General features: G+C 66.3%; 12 protein-coding genes, 4 tRNA genes, 6 pseudogenes and 1 riboswitch. Of the genes and pseudogenes, 12 read left to right on the top strand and 10 right to left on the bottom strand.

Annotated features, from left to right (window positions below; genetic code table 11):
• Window positions 1–231: 231 nt before the first annotated feature.
• Window positions 232–429, bottom strand: a riboswitch (cobalamin riboswitch).
• Window positions 430–718: 289 nt separating this feature from the next.
• Window positions 719–1,150: a C40 family peptidase gene (locus tag ACHMWU_RS18035; RefSeq protein ID WP_396045672.1), complete on the top strand. Its 432-nt coding sequence runs from the start codon at window positions 719–721 to the stop codon at window positions 1,148–1,150.
• 124 nt (window positions 1,151–1,274) lie between these two features.
• Here the strand turns inward: ACHMWU_RS18035 and ACHMWU_RS18030 are convergent, their stop codons facing one another.
• The 5 genes and pseudogenes from ACHMWU_RS18030 to ACHMWU_RS18010 form a co-directional block, all read right to left on the bottom strand.
• A complete protein-coding gene (locus tag ACHMWU_RS18030) occupies window positions 1,275–1,706 on the bottom strand; it encodes a hypothetical protein (RefSeq protein WP_396045670.1) in 432 nt (143 codons plus the stop codon).
• Window positions 1,707–1,844: 138 nt separating this feature from the next.
• Window positions 1,845–1,916 (bottom strand) — tRNA-Val (locus ACHMWU_RS18025).
• A gap of 56 nt (window positions 1,917–1,972) precedes the next feature.
• On the bottom strand, window positions 1,973–2,188 hold the full coding sequence (locus ACHMWU_RS18020; protein WP_396047022.1) for a hypothetical protein: 216 nt from the start codon (window positions 2,186–2,188) through the stop codon (window positions 1,973–1,975).
• 61 nt (window positions 2,189–2,249) lie between these two features.
• Window positions 2,250–2,426, bottom strand: a pseudogene (locus ACHMWU_RS18015) (aminotransferase class IV); the annotation flags it as partial.
• A 133-nt stretch (window positions 2,427–2,559) separates the two neighbouring features.
• A pseudogene (locus ACHMWU_RS18010) lies at window positions 2,560–2,736 on the bottom strand (aminotransferase class IV); the annotation flags it as partial.
• Between the two features lie 155 nt (window positions 2,737–2,891).
• On the opposite strand from ACHMWU_RS18010, the gene ACHMWU_RS18005 reads away from it, so the two are divergent.
• The 3 genes from ACHMWU_RS18005 (at window position 2,892) to ACHMWU_RS17995 (ending at window position 3,161) form a co-directional block, all read left to right on the top strand.
• Window positions 2,892–2,963: transfer RNA gene (locus ACHMWU_RS18005), tRNA-Gly, on the top strand.
• Window positions 2,964–2,990: 27 nt separating this feature from the next.
• Window positions 2,991–3,061 (top strand) — tRNA-Cys (locus ACHMWU_RS18000).
• 23 nt (window positions 3,062–3,084) lie between these two features.
• Window positions 3,085–3,161, top strand: a tRNA-Val gene (locus tag ACHMWU_RS17995).
• A 65-nt stretch (window positions 3,162–3,226) separates the two neighbouring features.
• Here the strand turns inward: ACHMWU_RS17995 and ACHMWU_RS17990 are convergent.
• From ACHMWU_RS17990 to ACHMWU_RS17980, 3 genes are all read right to left on the bottom strand, one after another.
• Entirely contained in the window at window positions 3,227–3,406 is a 180-nt protein-coding gene (locus ACHMWU_RS17990) for a hypothetical protein (protein ID WP_396045668.1), read from the bottom strand.
• Between the two features lie 64 nt (window positions 3,407–3,470).
• Window positions 3,471–3,683: a hypothetical protein gene (locus tag ACHMWU_RS17985; RefSeq protein ID WP_396045666.1), complete on the bottom strand. Its 213-nt coding sequence runs from the start codon at window positions 3,681–3,683 to the stop codon at window positions 3,471–3,473.
• The gene (locus ACHMWU_RS17980) at window positions 3,670–4,593 is read right to left on the bottom strand and encodes a DUF222 domain-containing protein (protein ID WP_396045664.1); all 924 of its coding nucleotides are present in this window, start codon (window positions 4,591–4,593) and stop codon (window positions 3,670–3,672) included. Before ACHMWU_RS17980 ends, ACHMWU_RS17985 begins: the two co-directional genes overlap by 14 nt.
• Before the next feature lie 217 nt (window positions 4,594–4,810).
• On the opposite strand from ACHMWU_RS17980, the gene ACHMWU_RS17975 reads away from it, so the two are divergent.
• Window positions 4,811–5,452, top strand: coding sequence for a hypothetical protein (locus tag ACHMWU_RS17975; protein ID WP_396045662.1), 642 nt, complete (start codon window positions 4,811–4,813; stop codon window positions 5,450–5,452).
• 50 nt (window positions 5,453–5,502) lie between these two features.
• Here the strand turns inward: ACHMWU_RS17975 and ACHMWU_RS17970 are convergent, their stop codons facing one another.
• Complete coding sequence (locus ACHMWU_RS17970; protein WP_396045660.1) at window positions 5,503–6,336, bottom strand: YihY/virulence factor BrkB family protein; 834 nt, start codon at window positions 6,334–6,336, stop codon at window positions 5,503–5,505.
• A gap of 71 nt (window positions 6,337–6,407) precedes the next feature.
• Here ACHMWU_RS17970 and ACHMWU_RS17965 point away from each other — a divergent pair, with 71 nt between their 5' ends.
• The 5 genes and pseudogenes from ACHMWU_RS17965 to ACHMWU_RS17945 form a co-directional block, all read left to right on the top strand.
• A complete protein-coding gene (locus tag ACHMWU_RS17965; protein ID WP_396045658.1) occupies window positions 6,408–8,057 on the top strand; it encodes an acyl-CoA dehydrogenase family protein in 1,650 nt (549 codons plus the stop codon).
• Window positions 8,058–8,684, top strand: a complete 627-nt coding sequence (locus ACHMWU_RS17960; RefSeq protein WP_396045656.1) for a hypothetical protein — start codon at window positions 8,058–8,060, stop codon at window positions 8,682–8,684.
• A gap of 305 nt (window positions 8,685–8,989) precedes the next feature.
• Window positions 8,990–10,675 (top strand): annotated as a pseudogene (locus ACHMWU_RS17955) (nitrite/sulfite reductase).
• Entirely contained in the window at window positions 10,672–10,827 is a 156-nt protein-coding gene (locus tag ACHMWU_RS17950; RefSeq protein ID WP_396045654.1) for a hypothetical protein, read from the top strand. Before ACHMWU_RS17955 ends, ACHMWU_RS17950 begins: the two are co-directional and overlap by 4 nt.
• A 55-nt stretch (window positions 10,828–10,882) precedes the next feature.
• Window positions 10,883–11,440: pseudogene (locus ACHMWU_RS17945) on the top strand (sirohydrochlorin chelatase); the annotation flags it as partial.
• A 268-nt stretch (window positions 11,441–11,708) separates the two neighbouring features.
• Here ACHMWU_RS17945 and ACHMWU_RS17940 read toward each other — a convergent pair.
• A pseudogene (locus ACHMWU_RS17940) lies at window positions 11,709–12,540 on the bottom strand (PPK2 family polyphosphate kinase).
• A gap of 54 nt (window positions 12,541–12,594) precedes the next feature.
• Between ACHMWU_RS17940 and ACHMWU_RS17935 the strand changes: the two are divergent.
• Both ACHMWU_RS17935 and ACHMWU_RS17930 read left to right on the top strand, forming a co-directional pair.
• Window positions 12,595–12,909, top strand: a pseudogene (locus ACHMWU_RS17935) (dihydrofolate reductase family protein); the annotation flags it as partial.
• A 125-nt stretch (window positions 12,910–13,034) separates the two neighbouring features.
• Complete coding sequence (locus tag ACHMWU_RS17930; RefSeq protein WP_396045652.1) at window positions 13,035–13,244, top strand: dihydrofolate reductase family protein; 210 nt, start codon at window positions 13,035–13,037, stop codon at window positions 13,242–13,244.
• The last annotated feature ends 85 nt before the right edge of the window (window positions 13,245–13,329 follow it).

Raw genomic sequence — 13,329 nt, 5'->3', positions numbered from 1 at the left:
CGCGACGTGACGTGCACGCGCCCGTCCCGTACCTCTCGGCAACGGCAACCAAGGACTCCAGCGATGCCGATGGCACCTGACCGCCGATCAGTCGCAGGCGGACGAGCATCCCGTCCTCAGCCGGCCAGGACGCGACGCGCCGGGCAACGGTCTGCCCGGTGGCGATCTGTTGACATCGCGTCGACCCATCTGTGGTCCTGGCCCGTCCGCGAGGCCGCATCTGACCTGGCGACGGATGCCGCTAGGGCCAGCAGGTCTTCGGACTTGGGATCATGCGGGTCGGGGCGCCTTCCCGGGACGTGCGTCCAGTGGCTGCAGTCCGAGGACCGCGTGCTCCGCCCGTCACCCTCACCGCTGCGCGTCAGCTCCGGATTCTCACCGGATTCCCTGACTCCACGACGTGGAGAAACTGGCGCTGCCAGCATAGCCAGATCGGCCGATGCCATCCCGCGCCCCCTCGAAACGTACGGCAGTCTGTGATGTTCGACACCTCTGTGCGCCTAGGTTGCGGTCTAGCGAAGGCGGTTTGCTGAGAGTCTGACTAGAATCCCTCTGGCTTCAATGTCATGGAAGCCCACCGCACGTGAGCCGAATCCGCTTCCACGTGCGCCGCTCAATCAGCAGAAGCGGAACGGGACAGTCACTTCCCGCGCACCTTGCGCTTGGGGCCACTCTCAGGTCCGACAGACTCTCATCTCGTAGGCGCATCGAGGGAACTATGCGCAGTATCAACCGGGCGATGATCGCCCTGCTCGCGGCTGTCCTGATGTCGGCTCTGGTCGTGGGCAGCACGTCCACGTCGGCTTCGGCACTCAGCAAGTCGAAGGCGACCAAGGTCGTCAAGAAGGCCGCCGCACTCAAGGGCAGCCCGTACAAGTGGGGTGGCACGTCGCCGAAGGGCTTCGACTGCTCGGGCTACACCCAGTACGTGTACAAGAAGGCCATCAGAGAAGCTGCCCCGCATCGCGGGCGATCAGGCCAAGAAGGGCAAGAAGGTCAAGAAGTCCGACAAGAAGCGCGGCGACCTGATCGTGTTCTACGACGGCAGCACGCCTACCACGTCGGCATCTACGCCGGGAAGAACAAGATCTGGCACGCCAGCCGCCCTGGCAAGCCGGTCAAGAAGGAAAAGATCTGGACCAGCAGCTAGCAAGGTCCGTCGCTTCTGACGCCCGCCCACCCCGGCGCGGTGGTTTTTCAACCTCATCCCGACTGGGACGGTTGAAAGGCCACCGCGCCGCGGTCTTTGCGGCTGAGGGGTGGGTGGCTGACCGCTACGCGGACGTGTTGCGAAACAGGTAGATTCCCACGGTCTTGCCGCTGACGGCGACCCGCTGGCCCGTCGTCACGAACTTGTCGGTGGTCTCCTCGCCGGTGACCTGGTAGACGTAGCCGACATGCTCCAGCTTCCAGCCGAGTGCCTCGATCTCCCCAGCGTGCCCAGGATGAGCTGCTGAACGAGTCTCTGACCCTGAGGCCTCACCGAACGTCGCCGATCCCTGGGTCACGCCCACGTCGAGCTGGACCTCGTAGAAGCGCAGCCCCGCTTCCTTGGCGACGCCCGCCTGTCCGACGGGTCCGGCCCGCCGCTTCGCCTCAGCGGCCTTCTTGGCCGCTTCAGCGCGTGCCGCCGCTTGCGCGGCCTCGACACACGCCCGCTCCGCCTGCTCGGCCGCCTTCTCCTCTTCGGACTTGAACAGTCCCATGGTCCGCTCCCCTGCTCGACTGCGACGAGCCTAGGGGATGCGTATGCCTGTCACACCGCATTCAGCGGAGCTCGACCACGGGGAGTCAATGCAGAAGGCCCCGGCAGACTCGTGAGTCTGCCAGGGCCTTCGTGTCGGTGGGCGATGCCGGGTTCGAACCGGCGACCCCCTCGGTGTGAACGAGGTGCGCTACCACTGCGCCAACCGCCCGTGACGTGCGTCCCGAAACTCTAGCCCATCGGGCCGCACGCCTCACACTCGGCAGGTCAGGGATCGATCCCCTTGGCCGCCTCGCGCGCCCAGATCTCTTGCGCTTTGAGCGTGATCGGACCCGGCGCCGCAAGCTCTCGGCCGTCGACCTTGTCGATCGCCTGGACGTCGCGCGTCGTGCCGACCAAGATCACTTCGTCGGCAGTCTGCAGCACCTCGATCGGCGCATCCTGCTCGACGACGTCGATCTCGCCCGCACACCAATCGAGCACCCAGCGCCCGCGTCACGCCGGCCAGTGGTCCGGCCGCCAACGTCGGTGTGATGAGTCTCTCGCCGACGACGTACATGATGTTGGAACCGGTGCCTTCGCACAGCATCCCGACGGTGTTGGGCATCACAGCCTCGGAGGCGCCGTGGGCGTGCGCGTGCTCGATCATCAGGGCGTTCTCGGCATACGAGGTCGTCTTCAGCCCTGAGACCGCCCCGCGCTCGTTGCGGGGCCACGGCACGGTCACGATCGACGCGATGGACGAAGGACGGGTCGCCGGCTCGGAGATCACGACGTGCGTGAGGCCGGCGCTCCCCCCGCGGCGAGCCCAACGGGCCACTTCCCGACGTCACGGTCACCCGGATCCGACCGAAGTCGATCCCCTGGCCGTCCATCGTCGCGGCGATGCCCTCGCGGATCGCGCCGACGTCAGGTGTCCCGATGCCCAAACCATGTGCAGAACGTTCGAGCCGGTCGAGATGACGGGTCAGCGCGAACGGCTCGCCACCCTCGATCTTGACCGTCTCGAAGACCCCGTCGCCCACGATCATGCCGTGGTCGAGAGGCGAGATCGCCGGATCCTCGGGAGATTTCAGTACGTGTCCATTGAGCCAGGTCTTCATGCCCCCACGCTACGCGGACCCCCCTGTTTGCCCCTCGCGGAGGATCGGCTAATGTTCTTCTCGGCCCGCTAAGCGGAGCCAGTGCGGACATAGCTCAGTGGTAGAGCATCACCTTGCCAAGGTGAGGGTCGCGAGTTCGAATCTCGTTGTCCGCTCGGAGAGGGTCTCCATGCCCATCCTGCGGTGGGTTGGCCGAGAGGCGAGGCAACGGACTGCAAATCCGTTTACACGGGTTCAAATCCCGTACCCACCTCTCACACACAATTGAATAAGCATGGGCGATTGGCGCAGTCTGGTAGCGCGCTTCCCTGACACGGAAGAGGTCACAGGTTCAAGTCCTGTATCGCCCACCATCCCATCCATGAAACCCGGATCCGCGCAAACGGGTTCGGGTTTTGTGCTTCCCGCGATGCGGGGTTCAGGGTCGCCATCGGTGGTTGGTGCGCCAGATCAATGAGCCCGGGGCGCGGTACTCGATGCGGTCGGTGACCCGGTTGAGTCTGATGGCCCAGTCGTCGGTGTGGACGAGTCGGTGGTGGTGGGGGCAGATCAGCACCCCATCATCGAGCTTCGTGGTCGAACCCTTCGACCACGGCATTCGGTAGTGATGGGCCTCGGATTGCTCGGGTGGCCGGTCGCATCCGGGGAAGGTGCAGCCGTGATCACGGGCCGCGAGTGCCTGCTTTTCGGGCTTTGGTGAACAGGCGTTGTTCGTGCCCATGGTCCAGTGGCAACGATTTGCCACCGAAGACCTGGGGAATCAGACCCAGATTGCAGGCCATCAGGCGAGCTTGGGAGGCCGAGATGCGGGTGCCGGTCGACAACGTCGCCGCCTTCACACCATTGACCAGAGTGTCGTAGTCAAAACGCACCATCAGGGTGGCTCCGAGGCCGCTGCGTCCTGGCAGCAGGTGCCCCAGGAAGCCTGGAGCAGAGCTCGGCGAACCCGACACCCATCCGGGTGCGCCAGTCGAGCTCACGGTCGTAGAACGCATGCCCAGCCGTGTCAGTGGCCTTCTCACCGTCAGCGGTTGCGCCAGCAGGCTCTGTCTTGGCGCCGGGGTGGTCTCTGAGGTGGTCTCGTTCGGGGGCGCAGATCGCCTTGATCGCCGCGTCCAACATCTCGGCTTGGGCATCAGGGAGTCTGAACCCACCTGTGGTGGTGCCGTCGCCGTTGGCGTTCATCCAGAACTCCGACCGCCGCCACGCGGCCTTCTCCTCATCCTCAAGACTGTCGTTCTCGTCCTGGTCGACCTCGGGTGCGGGTTTGAACTGGTCAGTGATCCGACGCGATCGCGACCGCAGATCCTTCAACGAGTACTTCGGGGCGTCGTCCAGCAGCGCTTTCTCGCAGGCCTGCTTCTGCGCTGGTGTCACATCATCGGGCAGGTCGTTGACGGCGTCGGCGATGATCCCGGCCTGCTTGGCACCGATCTGACCGTCAGCGAGTGCTTCTTCGGTGGTGGGTGTGGTTTCGAGGGCTTTGCCGCGGTGGACCATCGACTCGGCTTCACGCCGGTCACCACCAAAGGCACCCGCCAACAACGCCGCTGTCGAGGTCGCACCAGTCTCCTTAGCAAGACCCGAAGCCTCCAGCACCCGGGCAGCAGCCAGTTGGTGGGCTTTCAACCTGGCCTCGGCCCGCATCATCCGGGTTGCGAGCTCACGCACCAGACCAGCTTCAAGACCCGCCCACCCACCAATCGGCATTCCATCGAGGGCGTTCTCGATCGCGGTGACCCCACCCGACAACGGATCAGGAAACGAGACAAGAACAGCCGACACGAGATGCACCTCCGAGAGTGAGTTTGCGTACCGGAATCACTGCGATTCCGGCTCACAAACCACTCTGCACCAAGGGTCAGACACCCCGATATCGGCGAGCAAAGTTATCCACAAGGCGCCGAGTGGAGCATTCTCGACAAGCTCTACGGGCGAAGCGCTGGCCCTCCGGACCGGTAGCCTCACCTCGGTCTGCTCCCACTCTGCTCAAGGAATCCCGTTGAACCTCACCGAGCTCACAACCAGCATCCTCGCGTCCGTCGTCATCGCCGCCGGCCTCGTGACGACGTCCACCCTCCCGGCTGAGGCCGCTGCCAAGAACACAGTCCGCGCCAACCCGGCGAAGCCGATCGTCAACGAGCGGTTCACGGTGACCGGGAAGCTCAGCACTCCGGTCAAGCGCAAGGCCTACCTACAGCTCAAGTCCGCCGGCAAATGGAAGAAGGTCGACACCGACACGACGACGTCGAAGGGTGCCTACAAGCTCAGCAGCCGCACCAAGGCCGACCGCGACTACCGCATCGTCGCGCCTGCCACCACGATCCACGGCAAGTCCTACAAGCGCATCAACGGACCAGCGAAGAAGGTGCGCGTCGTCGAGCAGACCGCAAAGATCAAGACTTCAAATGCGACGCCGTCCGTGGGTGAGAGCATCACAATCACCGGCACGTTCTCTCCGCGCGCAAGGGACGCGCGGTGGTCGTGTACGTCAAGATCAACGGCAAGACCATCAAGTTCGCCCAGTGGTCTCAGGACCGTAAGGGCCGAGCCGTCGGCTACGCGATCGTCGAGGCGGGCGACGAGGACACTCCAGCCGAGTTCTTCATGCGTGCGAAGGCCAGCAAGGGTGCAGCAGCCGTGACCACTGACAAGGTCACCGTCACCCCGCATCTCTAAGGGCTGCCCTCAGGCTCAGCGCGGGCCGGCCCCCCACCGCACGTCGTCGACGGTCTGCTCGACGGCGGCGTTGAGGGCCGCCCCGATCAGCACCGAGATCGACAGGACGTACAACCACAGCAGCACCGCGATGGGCGCGGCGAGCGGTCCGTACACCGACATCCCTCCGGTCGAGAAGCCCAGGGCCCAACGCACCAGGTAGCTGCCGAGAATCCAGAAGACCAACGTCAGCACCGCACCAGGCATGCCCACGAGCCAAGGTTTTCGGGCCGGAACCGCCAAGTGGTAGAGCGTCGTGACGAAGCCGACCGACACCACCAGCACGGCAGGCCAGTAGAAGAGGCGCAAGAACGACCACCGGTCCGACAGCACGTCTGCGGCAACGTCGGGACCCATCAGGACCATCGGCACCAGCACGATGCCGATGACGAGAGCGACGACGTAGAGGCTGAACGACAGCGCACGGGTCTTGAGGATGCCTCGGTGTCCCCCGAGCCCGTAGATGATCGAGATCGTGTCGAGGAAGACGTTGAGCGCCCGCGAACCCGACCACAGCGCGAGCACGAAGCCGATCGAGATGACGTCGATGCGTCCACCGTCGAGCACCTCGTCGAGAGTCGGTGCGATGACCTTGTCGACGGTGCCGTCGGTCAATGCCTTCGACGCGACGTCGATGATCCGTTCCTTCAGCACGTCGACCTGGGCGACGTCGTAGCGTTCGGCGATGAAGCCGATCGTGCCGGCGAGGCCGAAGACCAGCGGCGGGAGCGACAGGATCGCGAAGAATGCCGCCTCGGCTGCGAGCCCGGTGACCCGGTAGCGGAAGCAGCTGCTGACGGTTCGAGCCACGAGTCTGCGGACCGCTTCGGGGAACCCCGGTCGGTCTACCGGTTCCACCGCCATGGCTCTACCGTAGCGACATGGACCCCCTGCAACGCGCACCTATCAACCAGGCGTCGCCGCTCGTCGGTTACAACGTCGCGACTGCCGACCAGGCCCTGATGGACTCGGTCACGGCCTTCGGCGGCGACGCTGCCGGCGAGATCGTCGACGCTCTCACGCCGATCGGGGCTCTGGCCGGTTCGGCCGAAGCACGCGAGCACTGGCACCTCGCCAACGAGAACGAGCCCGTGCTGCGGACCAACGACCGGTTCGGCAACCGGATCGACGAGGTCGAGTTCCACCCGTCCTGGCATTGGCTCATGACCCAGGGCGTCGGCTTCGGCCTCACCGCCGAGCCGTGGACCTCGCAGAGCCCGGTCGCGCACCTGCAACGCGCGGCGGGCTTCCTGACCTGGGGCCAGGTCGAGCAGGGCCACATGTGCCCGATCACGATGACGTACGCCGTCATCCCCGCGCTGCGAGTCGATGACGCGATCGCGAAGCAGTGGACCGGCGGGCTGGCCTCGCGCTCCTACGACTTCGGTCTGCGAGCACCCGACGAGAAGGCCGGCCTGCTGGCCGGCATGGGGATGACCGAGAAGCAGGGCGGATCCGACCTGCGCACCAACACGACCCAGGCACGTCCGACCGAGACGCACGGCGAGTACCTCCTGACGGGCCACAAGTGGTTCACGTCGGCGCCCATGAACGACGTCTTCCTGGTGCTGGCCCAGGCCCCGGACGGTGTCACGTGCTTCGTGGTGCCGCGGGTGCGACCCGACGGCAGCCGCAACTCCCTGACGATCGTCCGGTTGAAGGACAAGCTCGGCAACTGGTCGAATGCGTCCAGCGAGCTGGAGTTCAACGACGCGTGGGGCGTCCGCCTCGGTGACGAGGGCCGTGGCATCCGCACGATCATCGAGATGGTCTCGGCGACCCGGCAGGACTGCATCCTCGGCTCGGCCGGCATCATGCGCAAGGCCGTGGCCGAGGCTGCCTGGCACACGTCGAGGCGCGCAGCTTTCGGCTCGACGCTGGCCGACCAGCCCGCGATGATCAACGTCCTGGCAGATCTTGCCGTCGAGAGCGAGGCCGCGACGATGGTCTCGCTGCGCCTGGCGTCGGCCGTCGACCGGCTCAACGACCCCCACGAGCAGGCACTGCGGCGCATCGGCCTGGCGTTGGAGAAGTTCTGGGTGTGCAAGCGGACGCCGTTCATGGTCGCCGAGGCGCTGGAGTGCTTCGGTGGCAACGGCTACGTCGAAGAGTCCGGCATGCCGCTGCTGTTCCGCGAGTCGCCGCTCAACTCGATCTGGGAGGGCAGCGGCAACGTCAACGCCCTCGACGTCTTGCGTGCCCTCGCACGCGAGCCGGAGAGCCTGGAGGCCTGGATCACCGAGGTCGGCCGGGTACGTGGCGAGAACGCCCACCTCGATGCGATGGTCAACACCGTCCTGTCCGAGCTGGCCGACCTGTCCGACATCGAGACACGGGCGCGGCGCATCGCCGGCCAGATGGCTGCTGTGCTGCAGGGTGCCGTCTTGCTGCAGCACGGTGACCACGGGGTCGCCGATGCCTTCTGCGCCTCGCGGCTCGGTGGCGACTGGGGTGGAACGTTCGGCACGCTCCCCCGCGGGCTCGACCTCGCCCGCATCGCCGCCCGCACGACACCTCACCTGGAGTCCTGAATGGGTCGTCCCATCACGATCGCCGTCCTCTCCTCGGCGATCATCACGTTCGTGTCGGCCATGGCCCTTCGGGCCGCCGATGCGACGCTCGCCGTCGCGGCTGTCGCGGCGCTCGCAGTGCTCCTCGCGTGGTACGCGCAGCTGCACGCCACGGACGACCGCGGAACAGGCGGGCTGGTCAACCCGGCAGCCGTAGTCACCCTCGCCGTCGTCGGGCGCCGTCCGTGGGCAACGTTGCTGCCTGCCATCGCCGCACACGCCGTGGGCGGCGTGCTGGGTGGTCTCGCCGCACTCGGGCTCGACAGCCAGCTGGGCGACACCTTGGTGTTCGCCGACCCGGCGCTCCTCGTGGCTGGTGCAGGTGGTGCGGTCGTCGGCCTGATCGGCGCTTGGGCGACGCTGAGCATCGACGGCGGTGGCCCCGAAGCGTTGGCGGCTGTGCCTGCGGTGGTCGGCGGTGCGCTGCTGCCGTTGGGCCTCGTCGCGGTCTACCACCCTGCCGCCGTCGTGGGACTGGCGACGGCCGGGCTGGTGCCCTGGGACGTCGCGCTGATCGCCGCGGGGGCGACGCTGGTGGGCGCTGCTGTGGGCGCCTATGCCGTCTCGATCCTGGTTCCGTCTGAGTGAGCCGAGCCACAGGCCGGATCGGTTTTCGCCGTCATACCGACTCCTGAGACCACCATTTGGACACTCGTCTCACATGACAAGACGGACGCTTGTCGTACCGCCGAACCGACTACAGACTGTTCACATGCTTTCGGCACAGACACTCTGGCTCGTGGGACGTATCCACGTTGACCTCGGTCGTGCCCGCAACATGATGTGTCGCTGATCAACGCGCACCTCCTCTGACTTACTCGATCAGGCGCGCGGCGACCAAGCCCAAGACGCTCCTGTCCTGATCGCCGTGTGCCCTGCCCCAAGGGATCTTCATGGCAACAGCACCCGGCACCGCCACACCCGCCCGTCGTCCGCGCCCCAAGCGTGGCGAGGGCCAGTGGGCGTTGGGCTACCGCGAGCCGCTGAACGCCAACGAGCAGTCCAGAGGACGACAACCCGCTCAACGTCCGCGCTCGCATCGAGAACATCTACGCGCACCGTGGCTTCGAGTCGATCGACGGCGGCGACCTGCGCGGCCGCTTCCGCTGGTGGGGTCTCTACACGCAGCGGAAGGCTGGCATCGACGGCGGCAAGACCGCGACCCTTGAGCCCGAAGAGCTCGACGCCGACCGTTTCATGATGCGAGTGCGCGTCGACGGCGGCCAGCTCGACCCCTCGAGCAGCTGCGGACGATCGCCGACATCTCCGTCGAGTTCGCACGCGACACCGCCGACCTGACCGACCGCCAGAACATCCAGTACCACTGGATCGACGTCCGCGACGTGCCGACCATCTGGAACCGTCTCGAGGCTGTCGGCCTCTCGACGCAGGAAGCGTGCGGCGACTGCCCCCGCGTCATCCTCGGCTCCCCCGTCGCCGGCATCTCCGCCGACGAGATCATCGACGGGACGTCGGCTATCGACGCCATCGAGAGCACCTTCATCGGCGACCGCGAGTTCAGCAACCTGCCGCGCAAGTTCAAGTCTGCGATCAGCGGCAACCCCGATCACGACGTCGTGCCCCAGATCAACGACATCGCGTTCACCGGCGCGGTGCACCCTGTCCACGGACCCGGTTTCGACCTCTGGGTCGGCGGCGGACTGTCGACCAACCCGATGCTGGCGCAGCGCCTGGGCACCTGGGTCTCGCTCGAAGACGTCCCCGAGGTCTGGAAGGGCGTCGTCAGCATCTTCCGCGACTACGGCTACCGCCGCCTGCGCACCCGCGCCCGGCTGAAGTTCCTGCTCGCCGACTGGGGCGTCGAGAAGTTCCGCGAGGTCCTCGAGACCGAGTACCTCGGTCGCAAGCTCTCCACGACCTCGACGCTCCGGCCTACCCCGAGACGCCCGCCGATCACGTCGGCGTCTTCCCCCAGACCGACGGCAAGTTCTACGTCGGCGTGGCCGCCACGGTCGGACGCATCTCCGGCACGCTGCTGAACCAGGTCGCCGACATTGTCGAGGCCCACGGCAGCACCCGCGTCCGCACGACGCCCATGCAGAGCTTGTGGTGCTCGACGTCGCCGAGGACAAGATCGAGTCCCTCATCGCGGCCCTCGACGAGATCGGCCTGCACGCCCGGCCGTCGCAGTGGCGCCGCAACACGATGGCCTGCACCGGCATCGAGTACTGCAGCTCGCGATCGTCAACACCAAGGATCGTGCGGCGACGCTGATCAACGAGCTGGAGAAGCGCGTTCCCGAGCTTGACCGGGCCATCACGGTCAACGTCAACGGCTGCCCCAACTCGTGTGCTCGCATCCAGACCGCCGACATCGGCCTCAAGGGCATGCTCGTCAACGACGCCGACGGCAACACGGTCGAGGGCTTCCAGGTCCACCTCGGTGGAGCCCTGGGACTCGACGCCGGCTTCGGACGCGAGCTGCGTGCGCACAAGGTCGCGGGCGATGACCTTCCCGAGTACATCGAGAAGCTGTCGCGCAGCTACCTCGACGAGCGCAGCGACGACGAGTCGTTCGCCCACTGGGTTGCCCGAGCAGACGAGGAGGTGCTCCGGTGAGAGGAATTCCGTACCACTGCCCCTACTGCGCCGAAGAAGATCTTCGTCCGCACGGCGAGAAGCACGGCGAGTGGGAGTGTCACTCGTGTCTTCGGGCGTTCCGGCTCGGCTTCATCGGCCAGCTCGCGCCCAACAACCTGACCACCCATTGAGAACTACACCCACCACAACATCCACCGCAGCACCCTCTGGAAGGAGGCAAGCATCATGACCGCACCAGCACTCATCGCTCTTGCGCACGGCAGCACCGATCCCCGTTCCGCCGACACCATCACAGCCCTTTTGGAGATGGTCGCATGCATGCGGCCAGACCTTCGTGTGGAGCCGGCATTCCTCGACCACTCGCAGCCCAACTTCGACCGTGCTGTCGATCAGCTCGTCGCGGAAGGGCACCAGGAGATCGTGGTCGTCCCGCTGCTCCTCAGTGAGGCGTTCCACGCCAAGGTCGACGTCCCCCACGCGATCGCTTCAGCGTCGTCACGCCACGACGGCGTGAAGATCCAGGCCACCAAGGTCCTGGGCATCGAGAACGCGTTCTTCCACGTCCTCGACAAGCGACTGCGTGAAGCGCTGTCGAAGAACCGGGTGCGCGAGCTCGACGCTCTCGTCCTGGCTGGCGCAGGCTCGTCCGACCCGATCGCCAACGCGGCGATCTCGCGGGCAGCTCGCGCCTGGGGCGCGCACCACAAGCTGCCGACCATCGCGGCGTTCGCTTCTAGCGTTCCCCCGGCTGCCGGTGAGGCAGTGCGTCAGCATCGCGCCGACGGTCGTCGTCACATCGCTGTGGGTCAGCTGTTCCTCGCGCCGGGTGTCCTGCCCGACCGCGTGGCCGGCTGGCCTACGAGGCCGGTGCCGTGGCGGTCGCCGAGCCGCTGGGCGTCGATGTCGAGGTCGCGCGGATCATCTTGGCCCGTTACGCCGTGGGAGCAGTCGACCTGGTCCCGCTGGAGGCCATGTTCGCCTGAACAGCATCTGCTCCTTGAGCTTGTCGAGAGGTATGTCCTTTCGGCAAGCTGCAAGGAGCAGTTCTCGTTCACATCGCAGCGAGCCTGGCCCGTTCCTTCTCGACGTCGAAGGTCGCCGCAGGCCAGTCGAGGTCGAGCGACTTCAGCTCGTCGCGCAGCAGCTGGGCGACGGCCCAGTTGCGGTACCACTTGCGTCCGGCTGGGATCAGCTTCCACGGGATGTCGTCGCACCGCTCCAACGCGATCTCGTAGGCGCGCTGGTAGTCGTCCCACAGCATGCGTTCGTCGAGATCTCCCGGGCTGTACTTCCAGTACTTGGTGGGATCGGCCAGCCGTTCTTCCAGACGCTCGCGCTGATCGTCGGCGCTGATGTGAAGGAAGCACTTGATGACCCTGCCACCGCCGTCGACGAAGTCCTTCTGGAAGCTGTCGATCGCGTCGTAACGGCGCTCGATCTCGGCTTCGGATGCCACTTGCGCACCCTCCCGATCAGGACGTCCTCGTAGTGGGACCGGTCGAAGATCCCGATCATGCCTGCTGCTGGCAACGCCGGTGCGATGCGCCACAAGAAGTCGTGCTCAAGCTCCTCGGAGGTCGGCTGCTTGAACGACCGGATCGCGAGTCCCTGCGGATCGACCAGCCCGGCAACCCCCGCACCGTCCCGCCCTTGCCGGAGGTATCCATGCCTTGCAGCACCACCAGGACGCGAGGCGCCGACTCGTCGACCCGGCCGGCAGCGAAGAGGCGCTCCTGCAGGTCGGCGAGCTCTGGTCCGACGACCTTGAGATCCGCCTCGGCGTCGTCCTTGCGGCCATCGAACCCGGGCGTCGATCTCGAGTCGTGCTCCGACAGGTCGACCGGACCGGACACGGACAACAGCTCGCCGAGTGACTGGGTCATGCGGGCAGTATGCCCCACCGCGACCCCTCGCGCCGGAGTCCGTAGGGTGCAGACATGTGGCCCGACGACGACGAGCTCAGGCGGCTGTACGCCTACCCCGATTCTGACCGCCCCTGGCTGCGCACCAATTTCGTCTCGACCCTCGACGGAGCAGCCTCCGCCGGCGACGGGTTGTCGGGCTCGCTCGGTGGTGAGATCGACACCCACGTGTTCGGCATCTTGCGATCGCTGGCCGATGTCGTGGTCGTCGGCGCAGGAACTGCCCGCGCGGAAGGTTACCGGCCTTCGAACCTGCCCATCGCGGTCGTGAGCCGAAGCCTCGACATCCCCGACGCCCTCCTGGTGCCTGGCCAGGTCGTCGTCACGACGTCCGACGCTCCGGCGCTCCGGCTCGCGCAACCCGCCGAGACGGTCGACGTGATCGCAAGCGTACCGGCACGATCGACTGGCCGGCCGTCATCGAGGCCTTCGCCCACCGAGGCCTGCACCGCATCTTGTGCGAGGGCGGGCCTACTCTGCACGGCGACCTGGCCTCGCTCGACCTGGTCGACGAGGTCTGTCTCACGATTGCCCCGGTGCTGGCCGGGGGCCCCGCTCCACGCATCGCGCATGGGCAGGAAGCAGTCGATCGCGCGATGCGGCTCGGTCACTGCCTCGAGGTGGACGGGGTGCTGCTGACCCGATGGACCAGAGACCGCCAGTAGGCTGGACACCAGTCCGGACTCGACGAAGGGACACTGCACATGTTTGACGTTGCACTGCTGATTGAACGCGGCTCAATCCACTCGA

Origin of the sequence: Aeromicrobium sp. UC242_57, assembly GCF_044452305.1 — a bacterium.
Taxonomy (GTDB): domain Bacteria; phylum Actinomycetota; class Actinomycetes; order Propionibacteriales; family Nocardioidaceae; genus Aeromicrobium.
The sequence above is the reverse complement of the archived record's forward strand: the minus strand, read 5'-3'. Positions and strand labels throughout refer to the sequence as shown.